Origin of the sequence: 'Nostoc azollae' 0708, assembly GCF_000196515.1 — a bacterium.
Classification (GTDB): Bacteria; Cyanobacteriota; Cyanobacteriia; order Cyanobacteriales; family Nostocaceae; genus Trichormus_B; species Trichormus_B azollae.
In genome coordinates, this window is sequence record NC_014248.1 from 4,607,411 (window position 1) to 4,630,934 (window position 23,524).

Annotated in this window: 15 protein-coding genes and 7 pseudogenes; 8 read left to right on the top strand and 14 right to left on the bottom strand. The window is 38.9% G+C overall.

What is annotated here, in order from left to right:
* Positions 1-72: 72 nt before the first annotated feature.
* From AAZO_RS21500 to AAZO_RS39805, 3 genes are all read right to left on the bottom strand, one after another.
* On the bottom strand, positions 73-1,218 hold the full coding sequence (locus tag AAZO_RS21500; RefSeq protein ID WP_013192799.1) for a SpoIID/LytB domain-containing protein: 1,146 nt from the start codon (positions 1,216-1,218) through the stop codon (positions 73-75).
* Between the two features lie 262 nt (positions 1,219-1,480).
* Positions 1,481-3,703: a GumC family protein gene (locus AAZO_RS21505; RefSeq protein WP_013192800.1), complete on the bottom strand. Its 2,223-nt coding sequence runs from the start codon at positions 3,701-3,703 to the stop codon at positions 1,481-1,483.
* Between the two features lie 957 nt (positions 3,704-4,660).
* Positions 4,661-4,801 (bottom strand): hypothetical protein, encoded by a 141-nt coding sequence (locus AAZO_RS39805; protein WP_228371350.1) that lies wholly within the window; start codon positions 4,799-4,801, stop codon positions 4,661-4,663.
* A 140-nt stretch (positions 4,802-4,941) separates the two neighbouring features.
* Between AAZO_RS39805 and AAZO_RS21515 the strand changes: the two are divergent.
* Positions 4,942-6,131 (top strand): annotated as a pseudogene (locus AAZO_RS21515) (IS4 family transposase); the annotation flags it as partial.
* 644 nt (positions 6,132-6,775) lie between these two features.
* Positions 6,776-7,093 (top strand): annotated as a pseudogene (locus AAZO_RS21520) (ISLre2-like element ISCst1 family transposase); the annotation flags it as partial.
* A 493-nt stretch (positions 7,094-7,586) separates the two neighbouring features.
* On the opposite strand, the gene AAZO_RS21525 reads toward AAZO_RS21520, so the two are convergent.
* The 3 genes and pseudogenes from AAZO_RS21525 to AAZO_RS31830 form a co-directional block, all read right to left on the bottom strand.
* Positions 7,587-8,534, bottom strand: coding sequence for a ribonuclease Z (locus AAZO_RS21525; protein WP_013192804.1), 948 nt, complete (start codon positions 8,532-8,534; stop codon positions 7,587-7,589).
* A 619-nt stretch (positions 8,535-9,153) separates the two neighbouring features.
* A pseudogene (locus AAZO_RS44200) lies at positions 9,154-9,471 on the bottom strand (ISLre2-like element ISCst1 family transposase); the annotation flags it as partial.
* A 9-nt stretch (positions 9,472-9,480) separates the two neighbouring features.
* Positions 9,481-10,090: pseudogene (locus AAZO_RS31830) on the bottom strand (IS701 family transposase); the annotation flags it as partial.
* A gap of 110 nt (positions 10,091-10,200) precedes the next feature.
* Here AAZO_RS31830 and AAZO_RS31835 point away from each other — a divergent pair.
* Positions 10,201-11,009: pseudogene (locus AAZO_RS31835) on the top strand (IS5 family transposase).
* 511 nt (positions 11,010-11,520) lie between these two features.
* On the opposite strand, the gene AAZO_RS21550 reads toward AAZO_RS31835, so the two are convergent.
* Positions 11,521-11,970, bottom strand: coding sequence for a hypothetical protein (locus AAZO_RS21550; protein ID WP_013192807.1), 450 nt, complete (start codon positions 11,968-11,970; stop codon positions 11,521-11,523).
* Between the two features lie 56 nt (positions 11,971-12,026).
* On the bottom strand, positions 12,027-12,575 hold the full coding sequence (cobU, locus tag AAZO_RS21555; RefSeq protein ID WP_013192808.1) for a bifunctional adenosylcobinamide kinase/adenosylcobinamide-phosphate guanylyltransferase: 549 nt from the start codon (positions 12,573-12,575) through the stop codon (positions 12,027-12,029).
* 156 nt (positions 12,576-12,731) lie between these two features.
* Between cobU and AAZO_RS21560 the strand changes: the two genes are divergently transcribed.
* From AAZO_RS21560 to hpsU, 4 genes are all read left to right on the top strand, one after another.
* A complete protein-coding gene (locus AAZO_RS21560; protein ID WP_013192809.1) occupies positions 12,732-13,538 on the top strand; it encodes a hypothetical protein in 807 nt (268 codons plus the stop codon).
* Positions 13,539-13,794: 256 nt separating this feature from the next.
* Positions 13,795-14,727 carry a glycosyltransferase family 2 protein gene (locus AAZO_RS21565; RefSeq protein WP_013192810.1) on the top strand — a complete coding sequence of 311 codons (933 nt, stop codon included), beginning with the start codon at positions 13,795-13,797 and terminating at the stop codon, positions 14,725-14,727.
* 32 nt (positions 14,728-14,759) lie between these two features.
* Complete coding sequence (locus AAZO_RS21570) at positions 14,760-15,701, top strand: glycosyltransferase family 2 protein (RefSeq protein ID WP_013192811.1); 942 nt, start codon at positions 14,760-14,762, stop codon at positions 15,699-15,701.
* Positions 15,702-15,770: 69 nt separating this feature from the next.
* Complete coding sequence (hpsU, locus tag AAZO_RS21575; protein WP_013192812.1) at positions 15,771-16,334, top strand: hormogonium polysaccharide biosynthesis acetyltransferase HpsU; 564 nt, start codon at positions 15,771-15,773, stop codon at positions 16,332-16,334.
* Positions 16,335-16,559: 225 nt separating this feature from the next.
* On the opposite strand, the pseudogene AAZO_RS27600 reads toward hpsU, so the two are convergent.
* Positions 16,560-17,924: pseudogene (locus AAZO_RS27600) on the bottom strand (DUF2330 domain-containing protein).
* A 99-nt stretch (positions 17,925-18,023) separates the two neighbouring features.
* Positions 18,024-18,299 (bottom strand): annotated as a pseudogene (locus AAZO_RS21595) (Na+-transporting NADH:ubiquinone oxidoreductase, subunit NqrB); the annotation flags it as partial.
* 37 nt (positions 18,300-18,336) lie between these two features.
* Here AAZO_RS21595 and AAZO_RS34410 point away from each other — a divergent pair.
* The gene (locus AAZO_RS34410) at positions 18,337-18,498 is read left to right on the top strand and encodes a site-specific integrase (protein ID WP_187289553.1); all 162 of its coding nucleotides are present in this window, start codon (positions 18,337-18,339) and stop codon (positions 18,496-18,498) included.
* Between the two features lie 293 nt (positions 18,499-18,791).
* Here AAZO_RS34410 and AAZO_RS21605 read toward each other — a convergent pair whose 3' ends face one another.
* From AAZO_RS21605 to AAZO_RS21620, 4 genes are all read right to left on the bottom strand, one after another.
* Positions 18,792-19,205, bottom strand: a complete 414-nt coding sequence (locus tag AAZO_RS21605; protein ID WP_013192813.1) for a hypothetical protein — start codon at positions 19,203-19,205, stop codon at positions 18,792-18,794.
* 545 nt (positions 19,206-19,750) lie between these two features.
* The gene (gene secF, locus AAZO_RS21610; RefSeq protein ID WP_013192814.1) at positions 19,751-20,713 is read right to left on the bottom strand and encodes a protein translocase subunit SecF; all 963 of its coding nucleotides are present in this window, start codon (positions 20,711-20,713) and stop codon (positions 19,751-19,753) included.
* Entirely contained in the window at positions 20,710-22,122 is a 1,413-nt protein-coding gene (secD, locus tag AAZO_RS21615) for a protein translocase subunit SecD (protein WP_013192815.1), read from the bottom strand. The genes secF and secD overlap by 4 nt, the downstream gene beginning before the upstream one ends.
* A gap of 211 nt (positions 22,123-22,333) precedes the next feature.
* On the bottom strand, positions 22,334-23,317 hold the full coding sequence (locus AAZO_RS21620; protein WP_013192816.1) for an alpha-ketoacid dehydrogenase subunit beta: 984 nt from the start codon (positions 23,315-23,317) through the stop codon (positions 22,334-22,336).
* Between the last annotated feature and the right edge of the window lie 207 nt (positions 23,318-23,524).

Below are 23,524 nucleotides of genomic sequence, written 5' to 3' on the forward strand. Positions count from 1 at the left end.
TATTAACCTCCCCATATCCCCATATCCCCATATCCCCATATCCCCATATCCCCATATCCCCATATCCCCAGTCTACTTAGCCTGAATAGGAGTTAAGGCTACACCTTTGTAATAGTGTCCTAAAATTTGTAGGTAGTTTACTCCACGTTGAGCTAAATTGTATGCTCCCCACTGGCTCATCCCTAAACCATGTCCAAAACCTAATCCTTGCAGGATGAAATTGCCGTTTGCATCTTTACTAACGCTAAAACGGGTGCTTTTTAGTTTGAGTGCGGTGCGTACTTCTTCACCTTGGAGAACTTTTGTACCTTGAGCACCGACTATTTTTAAGGTTTTAACGCTGCGGAAGGGTGAGAAGGATTCGGCAATCATATCTTTAATATTGCCTATACCGGAAATTCTGCTGCTTATTTCCCCTGGGGAGAAGGTTTTTACCCAGTTACATTCTTTGACGTTTTGATCAAAGTCTTGGACTGCACGTAGATAAGGGAGGGTATTTCCCCAAACGTCTTCTACGTTTTCTGTGTGTCCACCGGAACAAGCATGAAAGACTGAGAGAATAATTTTGTTGTTATAGGTGAGGACTTTTCCTACTGTGTGGTCTACTGCTGCGTAAGTGTTACGTGACTCGCTGCTGACACCTTTGTAAATTTGCCAGCGATCGGGACTATCTCCTAAGTCGAAAATGGGATTGTTGCGCTGTTTTTCTCGCTCATAGAGGGCATAAGTCCGGGCTGCGATCGCTTGGGCTTTTAAGGCTTCTTGTGGCCAGCTAGAGTTCATTTCTCCACCGATGACGCTGTAGAGATATTCTTCTAAATCTACCCAATTAACTGCTGTTAAACCTTTTTCCGTGGGGATAACTAGAGTTCTACCACGAAACCAGCGATCGCCTATATAAACAAATCCCTTGCCTGTTGGTTCAATCCAAAATAAACTAGATTGCCATTTATCTAAAGCAACTCCCCCAGGAACCGCTTGAGCAGCATAAGCACTCATTCCTGGTAGTTGTCCAAGAGAACGGCCAGCACTATCTTTGACAGTTGCTGTCGTGGAAGCACCAACTTTGACCTGATTTACTCCCCTTTCAATTGCCACACGCAGGATGACAGATGCTTGAGCAGGAGCAACTAAAGCAAACCACAAGAGGATACCTATCCACCAATGTCTTCCTTGAATTCGGGAAAATAAAGCGCCTAAATAAAGTTGGATTTTCATGCTTATAGTTAAATCACAAGCCTCTACAAGTTTAATCAGACATTTCTCCTAGTGAAGAGGTTGCCACTTCTATTTATGTAAGATTATCTAAGAATTCAGGAGTCAGGAGTAAGAATTTTGAGAAATTGGTTAATTATCAAATAGGTATTTTTGGTGTTAGCCTGAAAAAGCTGACTGCTGATGCGTGTTTAGGCAGCATACCTAACGGCATTAGCTGAATGCTAACCTAATTATTATGCAGTTTGATTAGACTTATGGTGTTTTAATCAGCCGATTTAACTTTTTCATAACGTTTTGAAGTTTTGGTAACTTTTGGCGAATTATTGACTTCGTTGGCAACAATACCAATTAAATTCAACTGGCTCAAAACTTCCGTTGCTTGTATGAGTTTCTGTGGTGTTAACTGCCCAATACGTCCCACTATGACAATGCCATTACAAACAGAAGCGATAATTCTCGCATCAACGTTATCTAAAACCGAAGAAGCATCTATCAAAACGAGATCATAAATTTTTTCAAAGGACTCAATTAATTCTTTCATCCGTCCTGAAGTCAGCAGATTTACTACATCATCTGGTGTTGGTCCGGCGGTCAAAACATCAATTGACGGATGAATAGGTTGGATATAATTCTGAAATTGAGTCTTGATGTCGTCCAGCAATAACAGCGATAAACCCCAATCATTAGAGATTGCGAGGATTTTGTGTAAACTAGGCGCTCGCAAGTTAGCATCAATAACTAAAACCCGTTGATGCATCTGCGCTGCACTAGCTCCCAAACCCAAGGCTAAAGTTGTTTTTCCCTCTCCTGGTAATGCAGAGGTCAACATCAAAGACTTAAAAGGTAAGGAATTCTTGAATATTTGCAGATTTTGATAAATCATATCCAGAGTTTCATGACTGGATAATTTAGTTTTGGGTCCCGATATTGGAGGATTTGAATTCTGTTGTTTATATCTTACTATCTTATTCAATCTAGTTTTAAAACTAGGTTTACCCAATTGCGGTACAGAGCCCAGTAATCTCAGATTCGTCAGCTTCTGTAAATCCAATGGTGACAAAATTGCCTTATTAAACATGTCCCAAATCAAAGTAAAACTCACACCTAAAATTGGACCGATTAAAAATCCTCCAATGATCAACAACCATTTCTTATTACCAATATAAATTCCCAGGTCTGGTTCTTCCAAAATTTGCCAATCAAATCCCCCCTGAGCAATTTTCATTCCCAAGGACTGTTGTAGCTGAAGTAGTTGCCCAAGAGTTTTTCGTTGGAGTTTTACATCTGATAACAACCGATTATACTCTGCTATTAGACCAGGGTAAGTATTTAACTGGGAGCGAATTAGTTGTTCAGATTTAGCTAAGTTATTCTCATTCAAAACTAGTCCATCCGAGATTTTGCCCAGCTGTATTAACTCATTAGTTAACTTAGTTTCAAAGTCCGATAATTTTTCGTTTGTCGTATTAGCATTAATATCTTGTACTTTCAATTCTTGCTGTAATAATGCCATTTGCACCTGGCATTTTTGCCTCAGTCTAACCACCACTGGCGAATCTTCAGTATAACGCAGACGTTCTTCAGCTAAAGAAATTTCTGTTTTTCTAATCTCATCAACTAAAGCTTGATAGCTACTTGAACGACTCAAACTAGCAGCCAACTTTGCATCCTGGTTAGAAGATGCTAAACTTTCCTCTAAACTATTGTAACGACTCTGTATATCTGCAATCTGTGTGCGAATAGTCTGTCTTTGTTTTTGAATATCAGCTAGAGATTGTAATAATATTTTACTTTGGAGGAAAGGATCAATTAAACTGTGTTTCCTGCGAAATAATTCTAATTTCTGTTCTCCAGCTACTGCCTCTTGTTGCAACTTAGGTAATCTATTTTGAACGAACAATAAACCTTGATTGACACGCTGATTTCTTTGTTCAAGATTGTAGTCTTCATAAACTTTCCGTAAAGCTTGTAATACTCTTTTGGTTTTCACTGGATTGGGATCTTTAAAAGAAACTACAAATACCTGATTAAAATCTGATATCTTCTCGGATGGAACTATTTGTAAAAATCCCATTTTACCAGTACCGATTTTACCTCTTATATCTTCTATCGTTAAATTAGGATAATGAAAACCTAATAAATTAACAGTCTTTTGAATGAGCTTAGAACTCATCATAATCCTCATCTGATTAGTATATTCTACAGATGTAAAATGAGGCCTAACTAACTCGCTTTTAACATTTTTTTGGAGATGACTAGAGAGTAACTCCTGATCCATATTCCCACTGACCATGATTTGCATAGAACTTTGGTACATGGGTTTAGTAATAACAGCTAAAAGACTTGTCGCTGTCATTACTACAGAGGAAACACCCAAAATGAAAAAGCGTCGATAAAACAGAATTGTAGATATTTGTCTCAAATTAAACACCCTTTGTTGAGAGGTAGTAACCAGTTGTTTCCGATTTAAACCAGTTGTAGCCACTATAAAAATCCTCTACTATCAAAACAATATATCTGGAAGATGATGACAAGACAAATTAGGAGATAATTTATAGGCACATTTATCTCTTGAATCACCAATAATTATTCTTGCCAGGATGATAGAACTACTTAATAGAATGTATCTTGAAGCAGCTATTCTATAATTAATTCATCCAGATATATGCTCGGTCAGCACTATGATAGTAAATTTATTCATTAGATTTTTAAATATTTAATGAAGGATAAGAAGGGAATATATTAAGGTTGATATATAAATCTGGTCTGCTCACTGTTAAGAAGATGTTTGTAAAGTCTGATTGATTACCGACTGGGAAGATTTCTGATAGTTAGTGCTGTTTTCCTGTTGACGATTTCATTCCTGTTCCAGCAACTGGTTAATATAATTACCGATCAATTAAGTATTTCTTTCTAAGAATTTAGCAATATCCCTATGATAATAAATCAACAGACAGTTCTTACCAAGGTCAGGGTGGGAGCAACGCAGCTTTGTCAGGTGGGGCAAAAAGTGTGCGATCGCTAAACCCAAAACAGGCATCGATAAAAATCACTTACCGTACAGTCAAAATAGCTTATAAATAGATATTGGTTGGCATTACTTAGATAGATTTATCAGATGAGAGAAGTGGAGACAATACTGTTCTGTTAAGGAAAAACAGGAGGTAAGAACAAGAGAAAGGAGTTTGTAGTTTGCTTACGAGAACTATAAAAATTGAGAGGCTTACTTTTTCTCTTTGAGACTGTTGTATAAATCAGCCCAGTTTTGTCAGAGAGAATCAATACATGATTGTCAGTAATCAACTTAAGTCCTTCTAGGAACTGAGCGGACTACATCAATATGAGCAGGGCTTCCAGCCTTGCCTAAATGGTTGTACTTACTCAATTTGTCTGGTTGAGTGGTAGGAAAAATTGCTTGAAAAGCGTGTAACTTGTAGTCCCACTAAACCCCTTGTTTACCCCGTGCTTGGTAACGAGAACCACAGCAACCAGGAGGCGCTATTTCCCCACTAGCTTTAATTTTTTGAATCATCAGTTGCACCATCGCAATCGCTCGCTTGTTGCAGCATTTCCGCTCTGGCAATCAGATCATCTTCTTTCGTAGACATGATCAATTTAGAAAAGTTATATTGTTCTCGAAATACTATCGAGAACACGACTAAATTTAATATCTTAAAACTTGATAACGAAAATTCCACAAGGACTTCATTCAATTCATAGTATATGTCACTGGTAAATTTTCAGTTACAAACAGCCTGTGTAGATCCTAAACAAGTAATTAAGGCTTTGTCACAGGTAATTCTACCACAAACCATAACCAATGCCATTGAAACTACTTGTAGCTCTCAACGGAGACTAAGAATACTACCAAATTATGTCATAGTCACCTTAGTAATTGCCATGAGTTTTCGGTCATCTGACTTAATAGTTAATGTATTCAAAAATCTCACTCATGGTTTGAGTTCTTTACACATACCATCAGGTTTAGGTTTTTAAACCCCATCTGCTTGATCAATTACAGAATCCCATCAAAGAACCGGAGCAGCTGTAATGAGGAGATTATTTGAACTAGTAGTCAAACCCTTAGCAACAATATTAACGCCTGGTCCCTTTTTGGGAGGATTAAGAATCATGGCTATAGATGGAACAGTTTTTGATGTTCCATATACTCCAACAAATGCTAGAGTATTCAGCTATCCTGGTTCTCCCCAAGGGACATATCCAGCCTTTCCTAAAGTTAGATTAGTATTTTTAGTGGAACCAGTTACTCATTTAATCATAGATGCTTTTTGTTCTCCCTATCGCATGAGAGAAGGAAGAAATGCTTTAAAACTACTACGCAGTATTAACTCTAGTATGTTATTAATGTGGCACAGAGGATTACATTCTTTCTTTTAAGATGGTTCATGCTGTCATCAAACAACAAGGTCTTTTTTCTTGGTCGCCTTCCTGCCCATGTCAAATTTGAAGTAGTTAAAACGTTGATAGATGGTTCTTATTTATCATGGATTCCACCTGATAGAGTGTCGAAAAAGAAGGGTGCAAAACGAATTTCGGCTCATATTATTGAATATGTTATTAATGAGAATGGTACTCTGAAAACGTATCGGTTGATTACTAATTTAATTGATGTTGATAAGTTTCCGGCTTTGATATTAGCACAGGATTCCCATAAACGATGGGAAGCTGAGAATACTTTAGATGAATTGAAAGTACATCTATTGGCACGCAAAATTCCTATTCTTTCTAAGAGTCATCGTGAGGTAGTGCAAGAAATTTATGGTTGGTTATTGGTTCAATATTGCCTACGTTGTTTGATTTTTTAACCTGCTAATTTGAGGAATATTTCTCCTTTCAGGTTAAGTTTTGTTGGTAGTTTACGGGTGATTCGACTTGCTATTCCTGAATTTCAACTTCAGATACATACTCTGGGGGATATCGATTTATATTATAGTTGGTTGATGGCAGAAATATCTGATTTGGAAACTCCTTTACGACAACGGCGAAGTAATCCCAGACTGCTCGAGAAAGCACGTTCTAAGTTTAAGACTAAAAAACGCAGTCACATAAATAATTGTACTCCCCGATAACAATTATCTTTTTGAATTATTAGACGGGCAAGTTAAATCTATCTATTTTCACGCTACAGTAATTTATTCTTTCTCAATTTATAATTGAACAGGTTGACTATTTGGTCTCTGATCACTTTTTTGAGAGTGTGTGAGAATTTATCGATCTTTTTTTTGTTGTTAGTTATCCTAATGAAAAAGCGAACTCTTTTCTCTTGTTCTTACCCTCTCCTTTTCCTTAACCGAACAGTATTGGAAGTTGAGACAGACTGGTATTGTGGTCAAAAAAAAAGGTAGGATTTCCAAATAAAAAACAGGGAAGGCCTACCATTAATGACAAAAAATATATATTCAAGTCTTGAAATAGGCAAATGTTTGAAAAATTCTCAAGAGCAAGTTACGAAACTTTTAGAAAGAAATAAAATTCTGCAAGGGAATGGAGAAACTTTGAAGGACGATGAAGAAAAGATTAGATAAGGTGCATTAATATAGATGAATTTATTACTTCAGCAGTAGGAGAGTATTCTAAAACTCTGGTTAAACAAAAAAATTATCTTTTACGTGCCTATGGGGAAGAACGTTTGAATTATGCTAAAGTTTTAGCCCGTAAATTACCTATTGGTAGTGGAGCTATGGAAAGTTTAATCCACCAAGTTGTCAATTTAAGAATGAAAGAAAACAGTAAATTTTGGTTAAAAGAAAATGTGGAAATTATGTTACATCTTCCTTGTCAATGGATAGCTGGAAGTTGGCATAATTTCTGTAATTCTATTTTTACCTCTTTTATCCATCTTCAAACTGTCTAATATTTTATACCTACAACTCCCATGTTAGAGAATTCTCTGTGCTAATCAATACATGCCTATTTGATTACTGACCTAAGCAGCTTATTCCCAGCAGCAACGAATTATTTAATGTAAGTCTTCTTAGGATATTTTGAGAAGATACTTTGTCTTGGAATTTTATTTGTTTGATGTGATTTATTGTACTTTAATTCCAGAGAAATATTTTAGCCATGTCTATGGTTGGCGTAGCTAAAAGCACACTTTTTGCCCCACCTCACAAAATCGCCTTACTCCTGGTCAGAGTTTAGGATGTGCTTTATTTCGTGATGCTGCACTACGAGTTATTCAAGGTGCTGATACCATTGGCATTAGAGGAATTATTGTTCATGCTATTTCTGAGGAAGCTAAGGATTTTTATTTAGCTTTAGGTTTTAATTTGTCTCCGCTTGAACCAATGATATTAGTGATTACTCTTAATGATTTACATGATTGTATTGCTTAGGAATGAAGGGATTTAATTTCTGACAACTTCCCTCCGTCTAGGTACGTCATAAACCATGAAGTCCTGAGCCATAATAGTTTTAGGAAAAATAGCACGGGCTTCCCGAAGTAAATCTTTTAACTCGATCGCATTACCCGGAGTATAGCGGGGACTAAAATGAGTCATAATTAATTGATGTACACCTGCTGCATAAGCTGTTTGTGCCGCCATTGTGCTTGTAGAATGCAACCTTTGAAAAGCCATATCAGCATCCTGATGGGCAAATGTAGCTTCATGAATCAATACATCTGCATCCTGTGCCAACTGCACTGCACCATCACAATAAACAGTATCTGTGCAATAGGCAAACTTGCGACCAATTTCCGTAGGGCCACATAATTCACTACCATCAATTACTCGTCCATCTGGTAGGGTGACAGTTTCACCGCGCTTGAGTTGACCATAAACTGGGCCAGAAGGAATTTGTAAAGCTTTTGCTTTTTCTACATCAAAGCGTCCAGTGCGGTCTTTTTCTTCCACACGATAGCCGAAAGCTGTAATGCGGTGATGTAATAGACCACAACTAACGAGAAACTCATTGTCTTCGTAAATTACCCCTGGATGGACCGTATGTACCTTAATGGGGTAAGAGAAGTGGGTCTGGGAGTAACGTGATGCAGCTTGCAGATATTCATTTAACCCAGATGGCCCATAAATATCAATTCGATCTACATTACCAGCTAAACCACAACTGGCCAGAAGCCCCATCAAGCCAAAAATGTGGTCTCCGTGGAGGTGGGTGATAAAAATTCGGGAAAGTTGGCTACTTTTCAGGTCACTCCGCAAAAGTTGATGCTGTGTACCTTCACCACAGTCAAACAACCACAATTCTGCGCGTTGTGGTAATCTCAGTGCGACACTGGAAACATTACGTGATCTTGTAGGTACACCGGAACTCGTCCCTAAAAATGTTATCTGCACAGCGTTTTTTGGCCTTCTTCTCGCTCAGTATAAAGATTTATTTTTTATAGCGACACTGTTATTGAACACAATGCTGTCGGCAATCAGCCACTAAAGAAGGAGCAAAATGCCAGAATTCAATGATTTACCTATGATAACTCACTGGTACACTACCGCGTAAATAAACCACCCATTCCCAATCTCTAAAAGCTTAGGCTGTATTGATTTTGAATTTTGTTAGCGTAGCTGTTCTGAAAGAAGCATTTTGAATTCACTACGCTACTAGTTATCTGTCAAAGACATTTTGACGGGTAATGATAGGAAAGAAATGCTATTCTTCCCCTGCTTCCCCTACTTACTTTCACCGGGAGCAAGGCGATTTTGTGAGGTGGGGCAAAAAGTGTGCTTTTAGCTACGCCAACCATAGACATGGCTAAAATATTTCTCTGGAATTAAAGTACAATAAATCACATCAAACAAATAAAATTCCAAGACAAAGTATCTTCTCAAAATATCCTAAGAAGACTTACATTAAATAATTCGTTGCTGCTGGGAATAAGCTGCTTAGGTCAGTAATCAAATAGGCATGTATTGATTAGCACAGAGAATTCTCTAACATGGGAGTTGTAGGTATAAAATATTAGACAGTTTGAAGATGGATAAAAGAGGTAAAAATAGAATTACAGAAATTATGCCAACTTCCAGCTATCCATTGACAAGGAAGATGTAACATAATTTCCACATTTTCTTTTAACCAAAATTTACTGTTTTCTTTCATTCTTAAATTGACAACTTGGTGGATTAAACTTTCCATAGCTCCACTACCAATAGGTAATTTACGGGCTAAAACTTTAGCATAATTCAAACGTTCTTCCCCATAGGCACGTAAAAGATAATTTTTTTGTTTAACCAGAGTTTTAGAATACTCTCCTACTGCTGAAGCAATAAATTCATCTATATTAATGCACGATGTATTGTGGCCATATCCAGGATCTATAATTACTATTCCTGGTTGATAACCACGGCTTAAGGTCAGATCTATTAATTTAATTCCTAACTCAGGTTTATTCTCAAATAGAGGGTCTTGTTTCCCTTTGGGTAAAGAATCACCGTGGTGATATAACTCTATATCTAATGGTAAGCTTTTACTGCCATCATAATAGATGTGTTGTTACTACTACTATTCCATTGTCCCTTGTCCCAATTTCTCCAATATATTTTCTTCCTACTCCATCCCTAAAGTTCCCCCTTTTTCTATGGACAGAATCATCAATTATTAAGCTAAATCCTCTGGTGATTCTCCTCTGACTACACTTGTTCATAATCTCTAATCGATGCTCATTGACTTGGGAACTGGACCAAGGTGCTGCAGTTAAAAAGTGGTGTAATCGGTGGTAAGTCACCCCTAGGGCATTCTCTGCCATTTCAAATAGGTTTTTCCTCTCACTTTCACCCAATCATCCCCCTAAATCATGTCTAAACTCTCTTCTTTCCCCTTGATGAGTAAATACACCATCAAACCTTTGACACCATCTTTCAAACCATGGTGCCATTGCTGGGCTAGTGGTTTCTTTCATCAGCTTCTTTTAACGTGAGAGGTTATTGATAAAGTAAATGTAAAGGGGAGTAGAAAAGGAATGTTGGAAGGATAGAATACATAACATGTAGTGTATTTACATAGCTACTGATGGAAGGAAAGTTTTACCCCACAGACTTAACTGATATGGACTGGGAAATCCTGGCCCCATTGATTCCACCAGCCAAAGAAGGAGGGCATCCACCCACAACAGATATGGGTGAAATATGTAATTCCATCTATTATCATTTGAAAACTGGATGTCAATGGAATATGCTTCCAGGTGACTTCCCGCCAAGGTCAACGGTATATAGCTATTACAGTAAATGGCAGGGCCAGGGGGTTTGGGAAAAATTCAACCATACATTGGGTGGTCAAGTTCGCTCGAAATTAGGTAAATCAACACAACCTACCGCGCTCGCTGCAGACAGTCAGTCGGTCAACACTGACCAAAAAAAGGGGATGTGTATGGTTTTGACGGATGTAAAAAGGTAAAAGGAAGAAAGGGGCAAACTTTAGTTGATAGCCTGGGACTTGTGTTGAAACTTGTTGTTAGTGAAGCGAATGCCCCAGAACGAATACTTGCTGCCTATGCACTAATGGAACTGCTAGAGGAACCCACAGAGTTATTGGAAAAAGTCCAAGTTTTATGGGTTGATTCCGGTTATGACAGTGATAAATTTGCACTTGCAGTTTGGTTCCTGATTCAAGCTCATGTTGAAGTCATAGGACCTACTGAGCAAGAATTTAAAGTTTTACCACAACCCTGGGTAGTAGAAAGAACATTTGGGTAGTTTAACCAATATCATCGTCTAAGCAAGGATTATGAGCGTTTAACACAAATGAGCGAAGGGGCTATATATGCTCTTATGACTAGAATTATGCTACTTCCTCTTGTCTCCTCAACATTTACTTTATAAATCATCTCTGAAAGCTACACCGAAATTGTATTATACTCGTTTTTACTCTTAACTTTTGTTTAAGTCCCGCTAGTAGTTTATTTATTGTGAGAATGAATGATTACTGTTAAATCAAACCACATTGACTATGAGTTCCTGAGTGACCTTGGCGTGCTCCTCACCCCCTCGCTTGTTTAATACAATATCGAGAAAGAAGTAACTTTGGGAGTCATGCTCAATTTCTGCCAAATTAATTTCCAGATTTAGAAATCCTTATTTCCGATAAATACACGCGCTAATTACAAGTATTGGAGAGAGGTATTTACAGCAGAATTCAGCAATCAGGAGTGAACGCCGCTTGATGTTCGATAGCGCAGCGTGCTGTAAAAAACAATATCCCCAACTTCATAGACAAATCGGGGATATGAGAGTGAGCGATTTTTATAACTTAGATAAGATTGGTATATTAATATATTATAAAGAAATATTAAAAATAATGATTTAACAACTTATTTATATAGTGAAAAAGTTGTTAAACCTCTGAGGGAATATTATCTACTAAGCGATCGCTCCGTTCACCGCAAGCATCACGAATGTCTGTCAATTGGTCTTGGCTATTAACTGGACATCGTGGTGATGGTAGTTCATTATTAGGCCAAGTCGATAGATAAAAACAAGGACACAGTAATGATGGCATACCCATTGTCTTAATGGGTATCGGCATAGCACAACGTCCACAAGCAAGGACTTCCCAAGTGGGTGTTAGGAGTTCAGCTATGGTTTCTTGTGTACCTTCTAAATAACATTCACTGATTTTTAAGGAAATAATTTTCTCCCAACATTCTTCAAATTCCGGACTATAGCGCTCGCCATTTAATACAGATGTAGGTAACAGGCTTGCTTCTCCATTACCTACTATCACTTTTTTCCCTAACTGAAACCAGTGAGCGAGATATTTTTTAACGTCTTGTTTGTTTGCCATATCTTGATTTTAGTGGCTAATTCAGAAATTTTACCTGATCAATCTTTAATTTTGAATTAAGACTTGGCAGGTGGTAAGGGAAAACCCAGAACACTGAGATTAAGAACATGACCACCAGTAACCAAGTAAACTGTTTCACACACTGAACCTAACTGACGGATTAAAGCACTAAGGCGATCCCGAAATGTTCGACCCATAGGATAAGCTGGAATCACACCCCAACCAGTTTCTTCGGCAACGAATAGCAAATCAGCCTCAACTAACGGTATTGCTTCTAACAACTCTCCCAAGGTCGTTTCCCAACTTAAATCATCTTGCCCTATAAAATTAGCTACCCAAGTTCCTAAAGAATCAACCAAAATACAGGTGTTAGGCTTGGCATCTGTTAAGGCAGCAGTAAGTTTTACAGGTATATTCAGAGTTACCCAATCTTCAGGACGGCGTTCTTTGTGTTTTTGAATGCGTTGTTGCCACTCTTGATCACGGAAATTCTCAGTAGCTGTTGCTATATAAATAACTGGTTTTCCCGATTCAATAGCTAGATATTCAGCCCATTCACTTTTACCTGAACGTGCTGGGCCTGTTATTAATATAACTCTACTCATAATTCTATCAGACTCCTCGTCTCTTTTAGGGTGCGTCAGACTGGATATACAATAAAGAGAAGTTTCCGTTTCTTAATTCTGTCAATAATTTGCACTCTTAACACACTCTGAATAGAAATTAGTCAATACCACCAACACAAGTTTCAGGATCTCTCTATGAAACCAGGCTTAAAACGCATTGAGGCAACTCTACATGATTTGGGGATACGCACTACTGATTTGTCATCAGAAACAGGTGATGCTACAAAACGCCCCTTCTCCTTTAGGATTAGCGTTGGATCTACCAAATCTAGAGAAAGCAAAGCAACTTCAGATGATGAATGCATAAATACAGTTAATAACAATATAAATACGGAAATATCTTCAGATTCACAGCCAGATTTATTTCCCAAACATAATTCCGTACAAACTTTTCCTACTGAGGAGAATGGAGGGAAAATGCCCAGCTTACCTAAGTTTAAAACACCAAGCTTTAGTAATCATCGGCACGGAGCAAATCCAGCATTTGCCATGAATCTCTTGCAAGACATTCAAGAAACTGTGGGAGGTTGGCAAACAGAACTACAACTAATTCTCCAGCAAATTCAGGATATTTATTTAGAAGGTCCAGTGATTAATGGTTGGTTAGAATCCAATCCTCAAGAATCAGAACTAGGGGGAACTGCTACACTGCGTCACGCTGAAGTTGAGCGGCTAATGCATTACGTAGAAGAAATTTGTGAACCTAGTGATAAGATACGTTATCACTCCTCATGTACTGACTACCGCCTGTGCGGAATCAATGCTGCTGGTAAAGTCTGGTCGCGTCAATGTCCAGTCGAACAAGTGCCAAATGTGAGTATGGCCATTGCCCGTTACCAAAAATTACGTCAACTGTTTGGGCGCAAACAATATTTAGAAACTCGCTTGAGCCAACTAGCGGAAACACTTGTAGCGTTGCATAGTCATATACAACAAGTATGAAGTTGTAGTAAAGTGTCCAATGATGTCTCGTAAAAATTATCAGTACCACACTGTATATTAAGTTTCTATACCCGTAATTATAGGGTAAATTAACAGGTAAAGAGCAACTATAAAATTCAATCTAAACTAGAACTCAAAAGTTATGATAGCCGTATGCACTGGAATGAGTTACAAAATTTACCTAACAAGCCTTACATCAAAAAGCTTTTAACCCTGTTCTCTATTCCCTGTTCCCTGCTATATACCAATCAAGACAATGCCAGATATCCAAATCTCTGTCCTCATTTGTACTCACAATCGAGATACCTACTTAGGTGCAGCAATTGATAGTCTATTAGCACAGGAGTTTACAGCTAACTTTGAAATTGTGGTAGTGGATAATGGATCTGGCGATCTCACTCGTGAAGTTGTAGAACAAAGATCCAGCCATCCCCACCTCAAGTATATATTTGAACCCACCCTTGGCTTATCCGTAGCTCGCAACACAGGTGCTAAAATTGCCAGTGCGGAAATTCTCGCTTATTTAGATGATGATGCAGTAGCCACTCCCCAATGGTTACAGGTTTTGTATTCTGCATATCAAGATAATTCTCAACTAGTGATCGCAGGAGGTAAAGTTACTCTGATATGGCCTCCAGACATCAAACCACCAAAATGGTTATCTCCCGGACTAGCTGCCAACTTAGGAGCCTATGACTTAGGAGACAACATGCTCTACATTCAACAGCCAGGTTCAACCCCAAGAGGCTTAAATTACTCCATCAGACGCAGTTTTCTAGAAGAAATAGGCGGTTTTGATCCGCAGTTAGGACGAGTAGGCAAAAACCTATTATCCAATGAAGAACTGCAAATGACTGAATTTGCCCTTCAGCGTGGCTGGCAAGTCGCTTATCTTCCCCAAGCCTTAGTAGCTCACAAAGTCGCCCCAGAACGCCTCAAACCCTCCTGGTTCTTAAGTCGGGGTTGGTGGCAAGGTATCAGTGAATGCTATCGAGAACAACTTGCTGGTCAAGCCGATATTAGCCAACTACAACGAGGTAGCGAAAAGTTTGTACGTGGCTTATATAAATCATTACAATATATTACTGATCCAGCGGAAAGATTTGATAACCTAGTTTATGTTTATGGTCAGATTGGTTACTTAAAGGCGGCAATTCACAGACTTCTGTTTAAAGAGAACAAAAAATAACTTAAATTAATAGCTTATTATGACATCTTATTATGACATCTAAAATACCAGTTTCCGTACTTATTCCTGCCAAAAACGAACAAGCAAACCTACCAGCTTGTTTAACAAGTTTACAACCAGCCGACGAAATTTTTCTCGTCGATTCCCAAAGCACTGATAAAAGCATAGAAATTGCTGGAATTTACGGTGCTAACGTCGTACAATTTAAATTTAATGGCAGTTGGCCGAAAAAGAAAAATTGGTCATTAGAAAATCTACCTTTTCGCAATGAATGGGTATTAATCGTTGATTGTGATGAACGCATTACACCTGAATCTTGGGCTGAAATTGCCGAAGTAATTCAAAACGAAGAATGTAATGGTTATTATATCAATCGCCGTGTATTTTTCTTAGGGAAATGGATTCGTCACGGAGGAAAATATCCTGATTGGAATCTCCGGTTATTTAAACATCAAAAAGGCCGTTACGAAAACCTCAGCACCGAAGATATTCCCAACACAGGGGATAACGAAGTTCACGAACACGTCATCTTGCAAGGAAAAGTTGGGTATCTTAAACATGAGATTCTCCACGAAGACTTTCGGGATTTATATCACTGGTTAGAAAGACATAATCGCTATTCTAATTGGGAAGCCCGTGTTTATTTAAATTTGCTCATAGGTAAAGATAAAAGCGGCACCATTAGCGCAAATCTATTTGGTGATGCAGTACAACGCAAACGCTTCTTAAAAACCGTGTGGGTACGCTTACCATTTAAACCATTATTAAGATTTATTTTGTTCTATATAATTCAGAGTGGTTTTTTAGATGGCAAAGCCGGATATATTTACGGTCGTCTACTAAGTCAATATGAATATCAAATTGGAGTCAAACTTTACGAATTACAGACTTTAGGTGGAACATTAAACGTTGCCAAAACCCCTGCATACACAGCCAAACCGGTAAATCAAGAAGTTGAAAAAACAGCAATTTAATTCATTAGTCATTAGCTATTAGTCATGAGTTAAAAACCTATAAACTACTCACCCAGTCCCCAATCACCAATGAACGATGACAAACCATTTGTAGATTTACGGAAATATGACCAATCCCGGTTTGATCGCGGTCGTCCAGGTTGGTATGTTTTATTATGGTGGTTAGTACAGGCGATCGCATTTCCCCTCACTCTCCACCCACTAAATAATCTCCGTTGTGCCTTACTAAGGCTGTTTGGAGCTAAAATCGGCAAAGGCGTAGTAATTCGACCCACAGCCCGTTTTACCTATCCTTGGAAAGTTACCATCGGTGCTTACAGTTGGATTGGTGATGACGTAATATTCTACAGCTTGGATCAGATTCACATTGGTGAACAGTGCATAGTTTCCCAAAAAAGTTACCTGTGTACAGGTAGTCATGACATCCAAGATCCAGCCTTTGGTTTGAAAACTGCAAGTATTACCATCGGTAACGGTGCATGGGTAGCAACAGATTGTTTTATCGGCCCAGGAGTAGAAATTGGCGCTAATGCAGTGATAGGTACGCGTAGTAGTGTATTTACCAATATGCCACCAGGTCAAGTTTGTTGGGGGAGTCCCTGTCGTCCCGAATATCCAAGAGTTAGAGAATAGGGAGCATTTACATTAGAAAAATTTGAGTAACCTTTCCGCACCCAGTTTTCAGCCCCTATGAGTATTAGATATAGGAATCCTATTCCCTGAATAGATGAGATTCCGTACCAAATTAGTTATAAACGGATGGATTCAGAAATCATGAGAATTAGGGATTAAAACTGCTCAACAGATTCATAATTCCGTCCATCTATTGAGCTAGTACCGCAGGACAGAATTTAAAATTTAAAATCCAAAAAAAATCATCATATTTTCCCACCAAGAAGTTGTGAGATTTCCGACACTCAGCTTCATTTTTCGGCGGATATCTTGAATATTCTAGTTTTCGAACTGGGCTAGAGTCTGCGCTTCTCGTTCAAAACGCCGAGATAAAGACCGTTTATATTCTCTACCAGCAGAACATTGTACATTTCCTGTCAACGGATGTTATAAAACATAACTTCCTTGAAAAGATTCTCGGTTGGAATTTGTTTGAAACATCAAATCTTCGGGAAATTTATTAGGAGTCTAGCAGACGTACAAAGGGGTAATGAAAACATTATTGGTGGGGAAAGGACAACCAAAATCAGGTCGCGCTATTCTATCATTATCAACATTATTATCTAACCAAAATACACCTGCTTGCTTGAGTTCTTCATTGTTGGGATGTTCAGCAGAACAAGGATCGAAACTTCTTACACCAAAGCATATTCAAGAAAAGTCGCTTTTATTTTCTTGAATATGCTTTGGTGTAAGAAGTTTGGAACATGGATTTATAAAAATCGCCAAATTCGTTTTTCACAGAAACAGGAAGATTGACACTAGAAGGGACTTTTACTGTGCGGTACTTAGTGACTTCAGCCTGTCCTTTGGGTGACAGAATATAAACAATTAAATCCTGCTCAGACGTGGCATTAATCATACCCAAACGAATGGGTAACATAAACTTAGGTGACTCCTAGGGAACTTGCAAAGCTCGTATAAATTGATAACCTAATTCCTCAAATTTATCTAAGTTAGCTTTAGCAACAAAGAACTTTATGGAAGAACGAATGTAAGGTTTTAGTAATTGATTTGCCCCTCTAGCAATTTTGTAACCATTACGTCGCCAAGTTTCTAAACCACCAGACTCTTTGGCCCTGAGGATGTGAACATCATATTCACCAACATTGAACCGTGCTTCAAAAGTGACACCCAAACTATTATCTTGTGTCCTATTTTCCTCCGCACTTCCTCTTATCGCTGCTGCCATTGGTACTGGCATATCCAGTGTTTTGTCAGCTGGGGCCCATGGGTCTTCATCAAAATATTCTACTAATCTAGGGGCCCTAAAAGCGTCTAATCTTTCAATAATTTTAGGCTCAGCAACACGCCACACACTTGTTTCTCTTTCATTACTGTTGGTACAGGCACGAATAGAGCAAAATCTTCAACTTCACCTTGAAAGTCATTAGCCATTGTTAATACTGTTTGATTTCCATCTCTTGCAATAACCACTTGAGAAGCTTGGTTGTACAATTTAGTATCGGCTTTCGCAACATAAAAACCATAAAAAGCTATCGCTTTAGGTACAAAAGGGAAGATAGTGAAAAGTGCTATTATTAAAAGCATAAATAGGTTATTTCATTTTCTTGGTGATGGTTGATTGGTGATTAGAGGCAGAAATAGAAAAGCTTGATATATAGAATAGCTCGATATCATACTTTCAATTTAGATGATCTTTTTCTCTTTTACTCTTGAATTTATGAACTCCTTTTCTTCTTCTTCCAGCCAAGAAAACTTGGGTGAGAACCAAAGAGTATCTATGAGAATAGTTAATGGTGCAAGGGCAAATAATGCCCAAAAAACGGCGGTAGAAAGGAAGAAGTAATTCCGCAAAATAAATGCGAATAGGACAATACAAACCGCCCAAACTATACAACCTGTACGTGTATTAGGAATAGACCGGGGATCTGTCACCATAAATAAGGCAAATAGTATTAAAGCCCACCTTCCGCCAAGGCTCTCACCTCATAGCCATGCCGTGATGTATGTAACTTTTCATGATCTGCGACATAATTTTGCTCACCGAGCGCGTGAAGCCGGATGGATTTTGGAGGAGGTTGCTTATTATCTCGGTCATATCATCAAAAAGGGAACTCCAGCTATTCAAACTACTGTTTGGTATACCCAAAGTAGCCCTTGAGCAAGTGAAAGACAAGCTTACCTTGCTCAAGGGATAAATCGTCTCTTCGCCATGTTACCCAAGTTCTTTTACTATTGAGATGACTCCAGAACCTTTTGCAAATAAGCAGGATGCTTATTTGCAATTAATTTGAGCCACAAATTGTCTTGTTTGCAAGCCGGAGCATTTATGTTTGCGAGCCGCAACAGGTATGGGCTGCGCCAAAAAAATTCAAAATTCAAATTTTCAAAAACCCTTTCCTCTAGACTATTGTTCAATCCCAAATCCAAAATCTAAAATTCTCCTGTCTCCAATTACTGACAGACCCATTTCCATAGAGGATGAGTAGAACCCTGTTGACGTATTCGACAAACTTGTTTTTCTAAACGTTGCTTTTCTGGTTGCGGTAGTCCCACCAGAATATTGCGACCTTGCCAAACTAAAACCAAAACAGTCATAGCGATACAAAAGGCTAGACCCAAAGTAGATAGAGGATGAAAAAAGAGTCCATAACGCACAGCCGACCAAGTAAAGTATTGTTGCCATAAAGCAATTTCTGAACATAAATCCCACAAACAAGCAGGTGAAATAATTAGCCATAAACAGCAGACAAACAACCACCTGCCATATACTGTCAACTGGTGTAATCTCTGTACTTGCTCAAGAAAAGAAACATCAGAGTTATAAATGATCGAGTCATCAATTGGTGGTTCTTCTTGTTCAGCCATAGGGCAATAACAATTTTATAATTTGGATTTTGGATTTGCAATTATGACTCTAGAATTCTGCTGAAAGCAGTTTTCATGTATTTAGACCACACCGTAAATTAATCAATTTCTTCCTTTGCACTAAATTTTCATTAAAGGGTGTTTGAAAAGTTGGAAAAGGTATAATTTGTAATTTGTCATTCTGTATCCCTTCGGGACACTGCGTGAACGCGAAGCGTACCGGAGGATCTAGAATCTAGGGTTTGAGCGATTACTCTGATATGCTGCGCTACTTACCCTGCGGGAAGCAAGCTACAGCATGAGTTTTCAAACATCCTCTTAAAGTGCGGTTAATTTACCTGAAAATTGGTGTTGCTATTTTCTCTATTAGACCTATTGCAAAATTGTTTATGTGGTATGATAGAGGAATTTACATTTTATGTATTTTTGGTGTTCTTTGGGCTCGCTAATTCAAACATAACCCTCTAACTCTAACTTTTGGCTAAAACAAATACATCCCCCGATTATAAGATAAAATTAATTCTGCAAGAGGTCTATTAACCATCCTAGGAACTAACAGAGTTATCAATGTTTTCAATTGTGCCTGTACGCTCTCGCCATAATGTTAGCAGTGTACTGGCAATGAAAATGCTCGAATAAGCCCCCATTAAAAAGCCAATAATTAAAGCTAGAGAAAAATTCCTCAAAGTTTCACCGCCAAATAGAAAAATAGCGGTTAAAGTCAGCAAAGTTGTTAAAGTAGTGTTGATTGACCTGGATAAAGTTTGATTGACAGCATCATCAACAATATCAGCAATAGGTCTGTCAGGATTAATTTTGAGAGTTTCCCGGATGCGGTCATAAATTACCACTGTGTCGTTAACTGAGAAACCAGTGATGGTTAGCAAGGCAACAATAAATAGACTATCTACTTCTATACCTGCAACTAGACCTAAAATTGAGAATGCCCCCACTGTCACCAAAATATCGTGAAATAAGGCAACAATGGCAAAAATTGCATAGTCTACCTGGAAACGCAAGCTCATATAAATAGTAATACCTGTAAAGGAAACTACTAGAGCTAAAACACCAGACCTAAAAAGTTCTCTTCCTAAAGTCGGACCAACAGAGTCAATTTGGTTTTTCTGCAGGTCAAAAGCACCGATTTTTTCGCTTAATGCGTTTTGTAAATTCGTGCGTTGCTCGGTTTCCAGGTTTTTTGTGCGGATGGTGATGCCATTTTCTTGGCCATTTTCAGAGATTAATTGAATGCTACTATCTCCAAGTCCTTGGTCTTTAGCGACTTCCCGAACGGTGTTAATATCTATTGGTTTGTCACAGTTACCAAGCTGGCTACAATCCCGCACTAATTGTAAGCGTGTCCCACCGATAAAATCTAAACTAGGACGTAATGGTGCTTTAATGTTGGGATTTTGCGAAGAAATCACCATTGAGATGATACCACTGAGAATGATGGCTGCGGAAATAGTCCACCAAATACTCCGAGCTTTGTTAATACGTAATGTCATTGAGCCACCTTAGCCTTATTTGATGCTGGCAGTTTGGGACAGTAGAGTTCTGTTTTCCGCCAAGAGGGAATGGAAACAGCTAAAAACATCAAGGTACGACTACAGGTGATGGCTGTAAACATACTGACACCAACTCCTAAAGCTAAGGTGAGGGCAAAGCCTTTGACTAAACCAGAACCTAACCAAAATAGGGCGGCACAAGCTATCCAGGTAGTAACATTACTATCTAAAATACTGGAAAATGCCCGGTAAAAACCAGATTCTACAGAACGATATAATGATTTACCTGCTCGCAATTCTTCCCTCGTTCGTTCAAAAATTAGTACGTTGGCATCTACAGCCATTCCAATACTGAGAATAAAACCAGCAATTCCTGGCAAGGTGAGGGTGACACCCAATAAGCAAAATGTAGCCCAGCTTAAAAGGGAGTATATCACTAGTGATACATCAGCAATAAGGCCTGGTAGTCTATAGTAGACTACCATGAATATCAATACTAAAATTAGACCACCGATACCGGCGTAAATGCTGCTTTGAATACTGTCTTTACCCAAGGTTGCGCCCACTGTTCTTCTTTCAGCGATTTCTACAGGTACGGGTAAGGCACCACCTCTTAATTGTACACCTAAGTTGTTAGCTTCTTCTGCTTCAAGGCGTCCTGTAATTACTGCAGAACCGCCTGTTATTCCAGTGGAAGCAAATTCTACTCCTACGGTGGGAGAACTAATTAATTCTTTGTCTAGAAAAATACCGATGGTGCGACCTGTTCCTGCTAACTTTTTTGTTAAGTCAGCAAATAGTTCACCACCTTTAGGATCGAAGCGGATGGCTACATTCCAGTTAGTACCTTGGGTGGGTTCACCATAGGCATCTTTGAGGTATTTACCTGTGAGTGGTGGGTTGGTGCTTTCAAATAATTCGGTGATCGCTCGGTTATTGTTCTGCAACTCTTCTTTATTTTTGGCGATCGCTTCTTTATCGTTGCTCTTTCTCAACTCTTCTTGTTTGGCTTTTAGTTCTTTTCGTGATACTTGTAGCGCAAATATTTGAGTCTCTGTATTTGGTTTTTGAGTCCGAAATTCTAACTGGGCTGTACCACCTAGTACCCGTTCTGCCTGTTGTGGATCATTGACTCCAGGCAACTGCACTAAAATTTTATCAGTACCGACTGTTTGAATCACTGGTTCAGAAACGCCTAGACCGTTAATACGACCTTCGACGACTTTTTTCACGGCTTCCAATTCGCGTTCGGTAATTTCCTTAATTTCCTCGCTTGGTTTCACCTGAATTGTAAGCTGTGAGCCTCCCCGTAAGTCCAGTCCTAAGGGTACAGGAATTGTCGCAATCACCGTAATAGCGGCGATTACCAAAACTATAATTAACGCTAATAGCGCTCGCTGTCTTTGCATACCATCACTCACAACTGACAAAGGCTATAATAGCGTTCTTTTTGTCAGGTTTGAGTAGAAGATTTCACAGGAGTCAGGACTCGGGAGTTCAGGAGTCAGGAGTCAGGAGTTAGAATGAATTTTTACCCTATTCCCTTATTACTGTCACCTGTTCCCTGTCACCTGTTCCCTTATTACTGTCACCTGTTCCCTGTCACCTGTCACCTATCTTCTAAACTCGCAAAGCTACCATTTTCTGTACAGCTTCGATAATTTGCTCTGGTTGAACAATAGTCAATCGTTCCAGATTACCGTTGTAAGGTGTGGGGATATCTTGGGAAGAAAGCCGCAGTACAGGTGCGTCTAATTCATCAAACAAGCTGTCATTGATGGAGGCTGTTAACTCTGCACCAATACCACCAGTTCGCATACACTCTTCCACAATAACTACACGGTGAGTTTTACGCACGGATGCAGCAATGGTATCAAAATCTAGAGGCTTGAGAGATATCAAGTCAATAACTTCTGGATTGTATCCTTGTTTTTCCAAAGTTTCTACCGCTTGCGTGACGTGATAACGCATCCGGGAGTAGGTGATAATTGTCACGTCTTTACCACGACGGACTACTTCTGCTTTATCCAGTGGTAATACATACTCTTTTTCTGGCAGATTTTCTTTTAAGTTGTAGAGTAAAACGTGTTCAAAAAATAAGACTGGGTTATCATCACGGATAGCTGCTTTCAGTAACCCTTTAGCGTTGTAAGGTGTGGAACAAGCTACGATTTTCAACCCTGGAACAGCTAGGAAATAAGCTTCTAAACGTTGGGAATGTTCTGCACCTAACTGTTTTCCCACACCCCCAGGACCACGAATGACCATCGGGATTTTAAAGTTACCGCCGGAAGTGTAGCGCAACATACCCGCGTTATTAGAAATTTGGTTGAAGGCTAGAAGCAAAAAGCCCATATTCATACCTTCAATGATAGGTCTTAGACCAGTCATTGCTGCTCCTACTGCTATACCAGTAAAGCTGTTTTCCGCAATGGGTGTATCTAATACACGCAGATCACCATACTTTTTGCATAGGTCTTTGGTAACTTTATAAGAACCGCCGTAATGTCCTACGTCTTCACCAAGAAGAAATACGCTAGAGTCACGCGCCATTTCTTCATCAATGGCTTCCCGCAGGGCGTTGAAAAATAGTGTTTCTGCCATTTAGACCTTTATTACAATTTATTGTTCTCAAATTTTATCGTCCCATCGTCCCTAATACCGTCAGAGATCTTACTCTTATCGGGGATTGGGGATTGGGGATTGGGGATTGGGGATTGGGGATTGGGGATTGGGGATTGGGGATTGGGGATTGGGGATTGGGGATTGGGGATTGGGGATTGGGGATTGGGTAGCTAGCTAGCATTCCTC

Bases quoted from the DNA above. Each gene is read 5' to 3' on its own strand.
- secF (WP_013192814.1), bottom strand. From the start codon at position 20,713: ATGACATTACGTATTAACAAAGCTCGGAGTATTTGGTGGACTATTTCC.
- AAZO_RS21605 (WP_013192813.1), bottom strand. From the start codon at position 19,205: ATGGCTGAACAAGAAGAACCACCAATTGATGACTCGATCATTTATAAC.
- AAZO_RS21620 (WP_013192816.1), bottom strand. From the start codon at position 23,317: ATGGCAGAAACACTATTTTTCAACGCCCTGCGGGAAGCCATTGATGAA.
- AAZO_RS21550 (WP_013192807.1), bottom strand. From the start codon at position 11,970: ATGGCAAACAAACAAGACGTTAAAAAATATCTCGCTCACTGGTTTCAG.
- cobU (WP_013192808.1), bottom strand. From the start codon at position 12,575: ATGAGTAGAGTTATATTAATAACAGGCCCAGCACGTTCAGGTAAAAGT.
- AAZO_RS21570 (WP_013192811.1), top strand. From the start codon at position 14,760: ATGACATCTAAAATACCAGTTTCCGTACTTATTCCTGCCAAAAACGAA.
- hpsU (WP_013192812.1), top strand. From the start codon at position 15,771: ATGAACGATGACAAACCATTTGTAGATTTACGGAAATATGACCAATCC.
- AAZO_RS21560 (WP_013192809.1), top strand. From the start codon at position 12,732: ATGAAACCAGGCTTAAAACGCATTGAGGCAACTCTACATGATTTGGGG.
- AAZO_RS21565 (WP_013192810.1), top strand. From the start codon at position 13,795: ATGCCAGATATCCAAATCTCTGTCCTCATTTGTACTCACAATCGAGAT.
- AAZO_RS21500 (WP_013192799.1), bottom strand. From the start codon at position 1,218: ATGAAAATCCAACTTTATTTAGGCGCTTTATTTTCCCGAATTCAAGGA.
- secD (WP_013192815.1), bottom strand. From the start codon at position 22,122: ATGCAAAGACAGCGAGCGCTATTAGCGTTAATTATAGTTTTGGTAATC.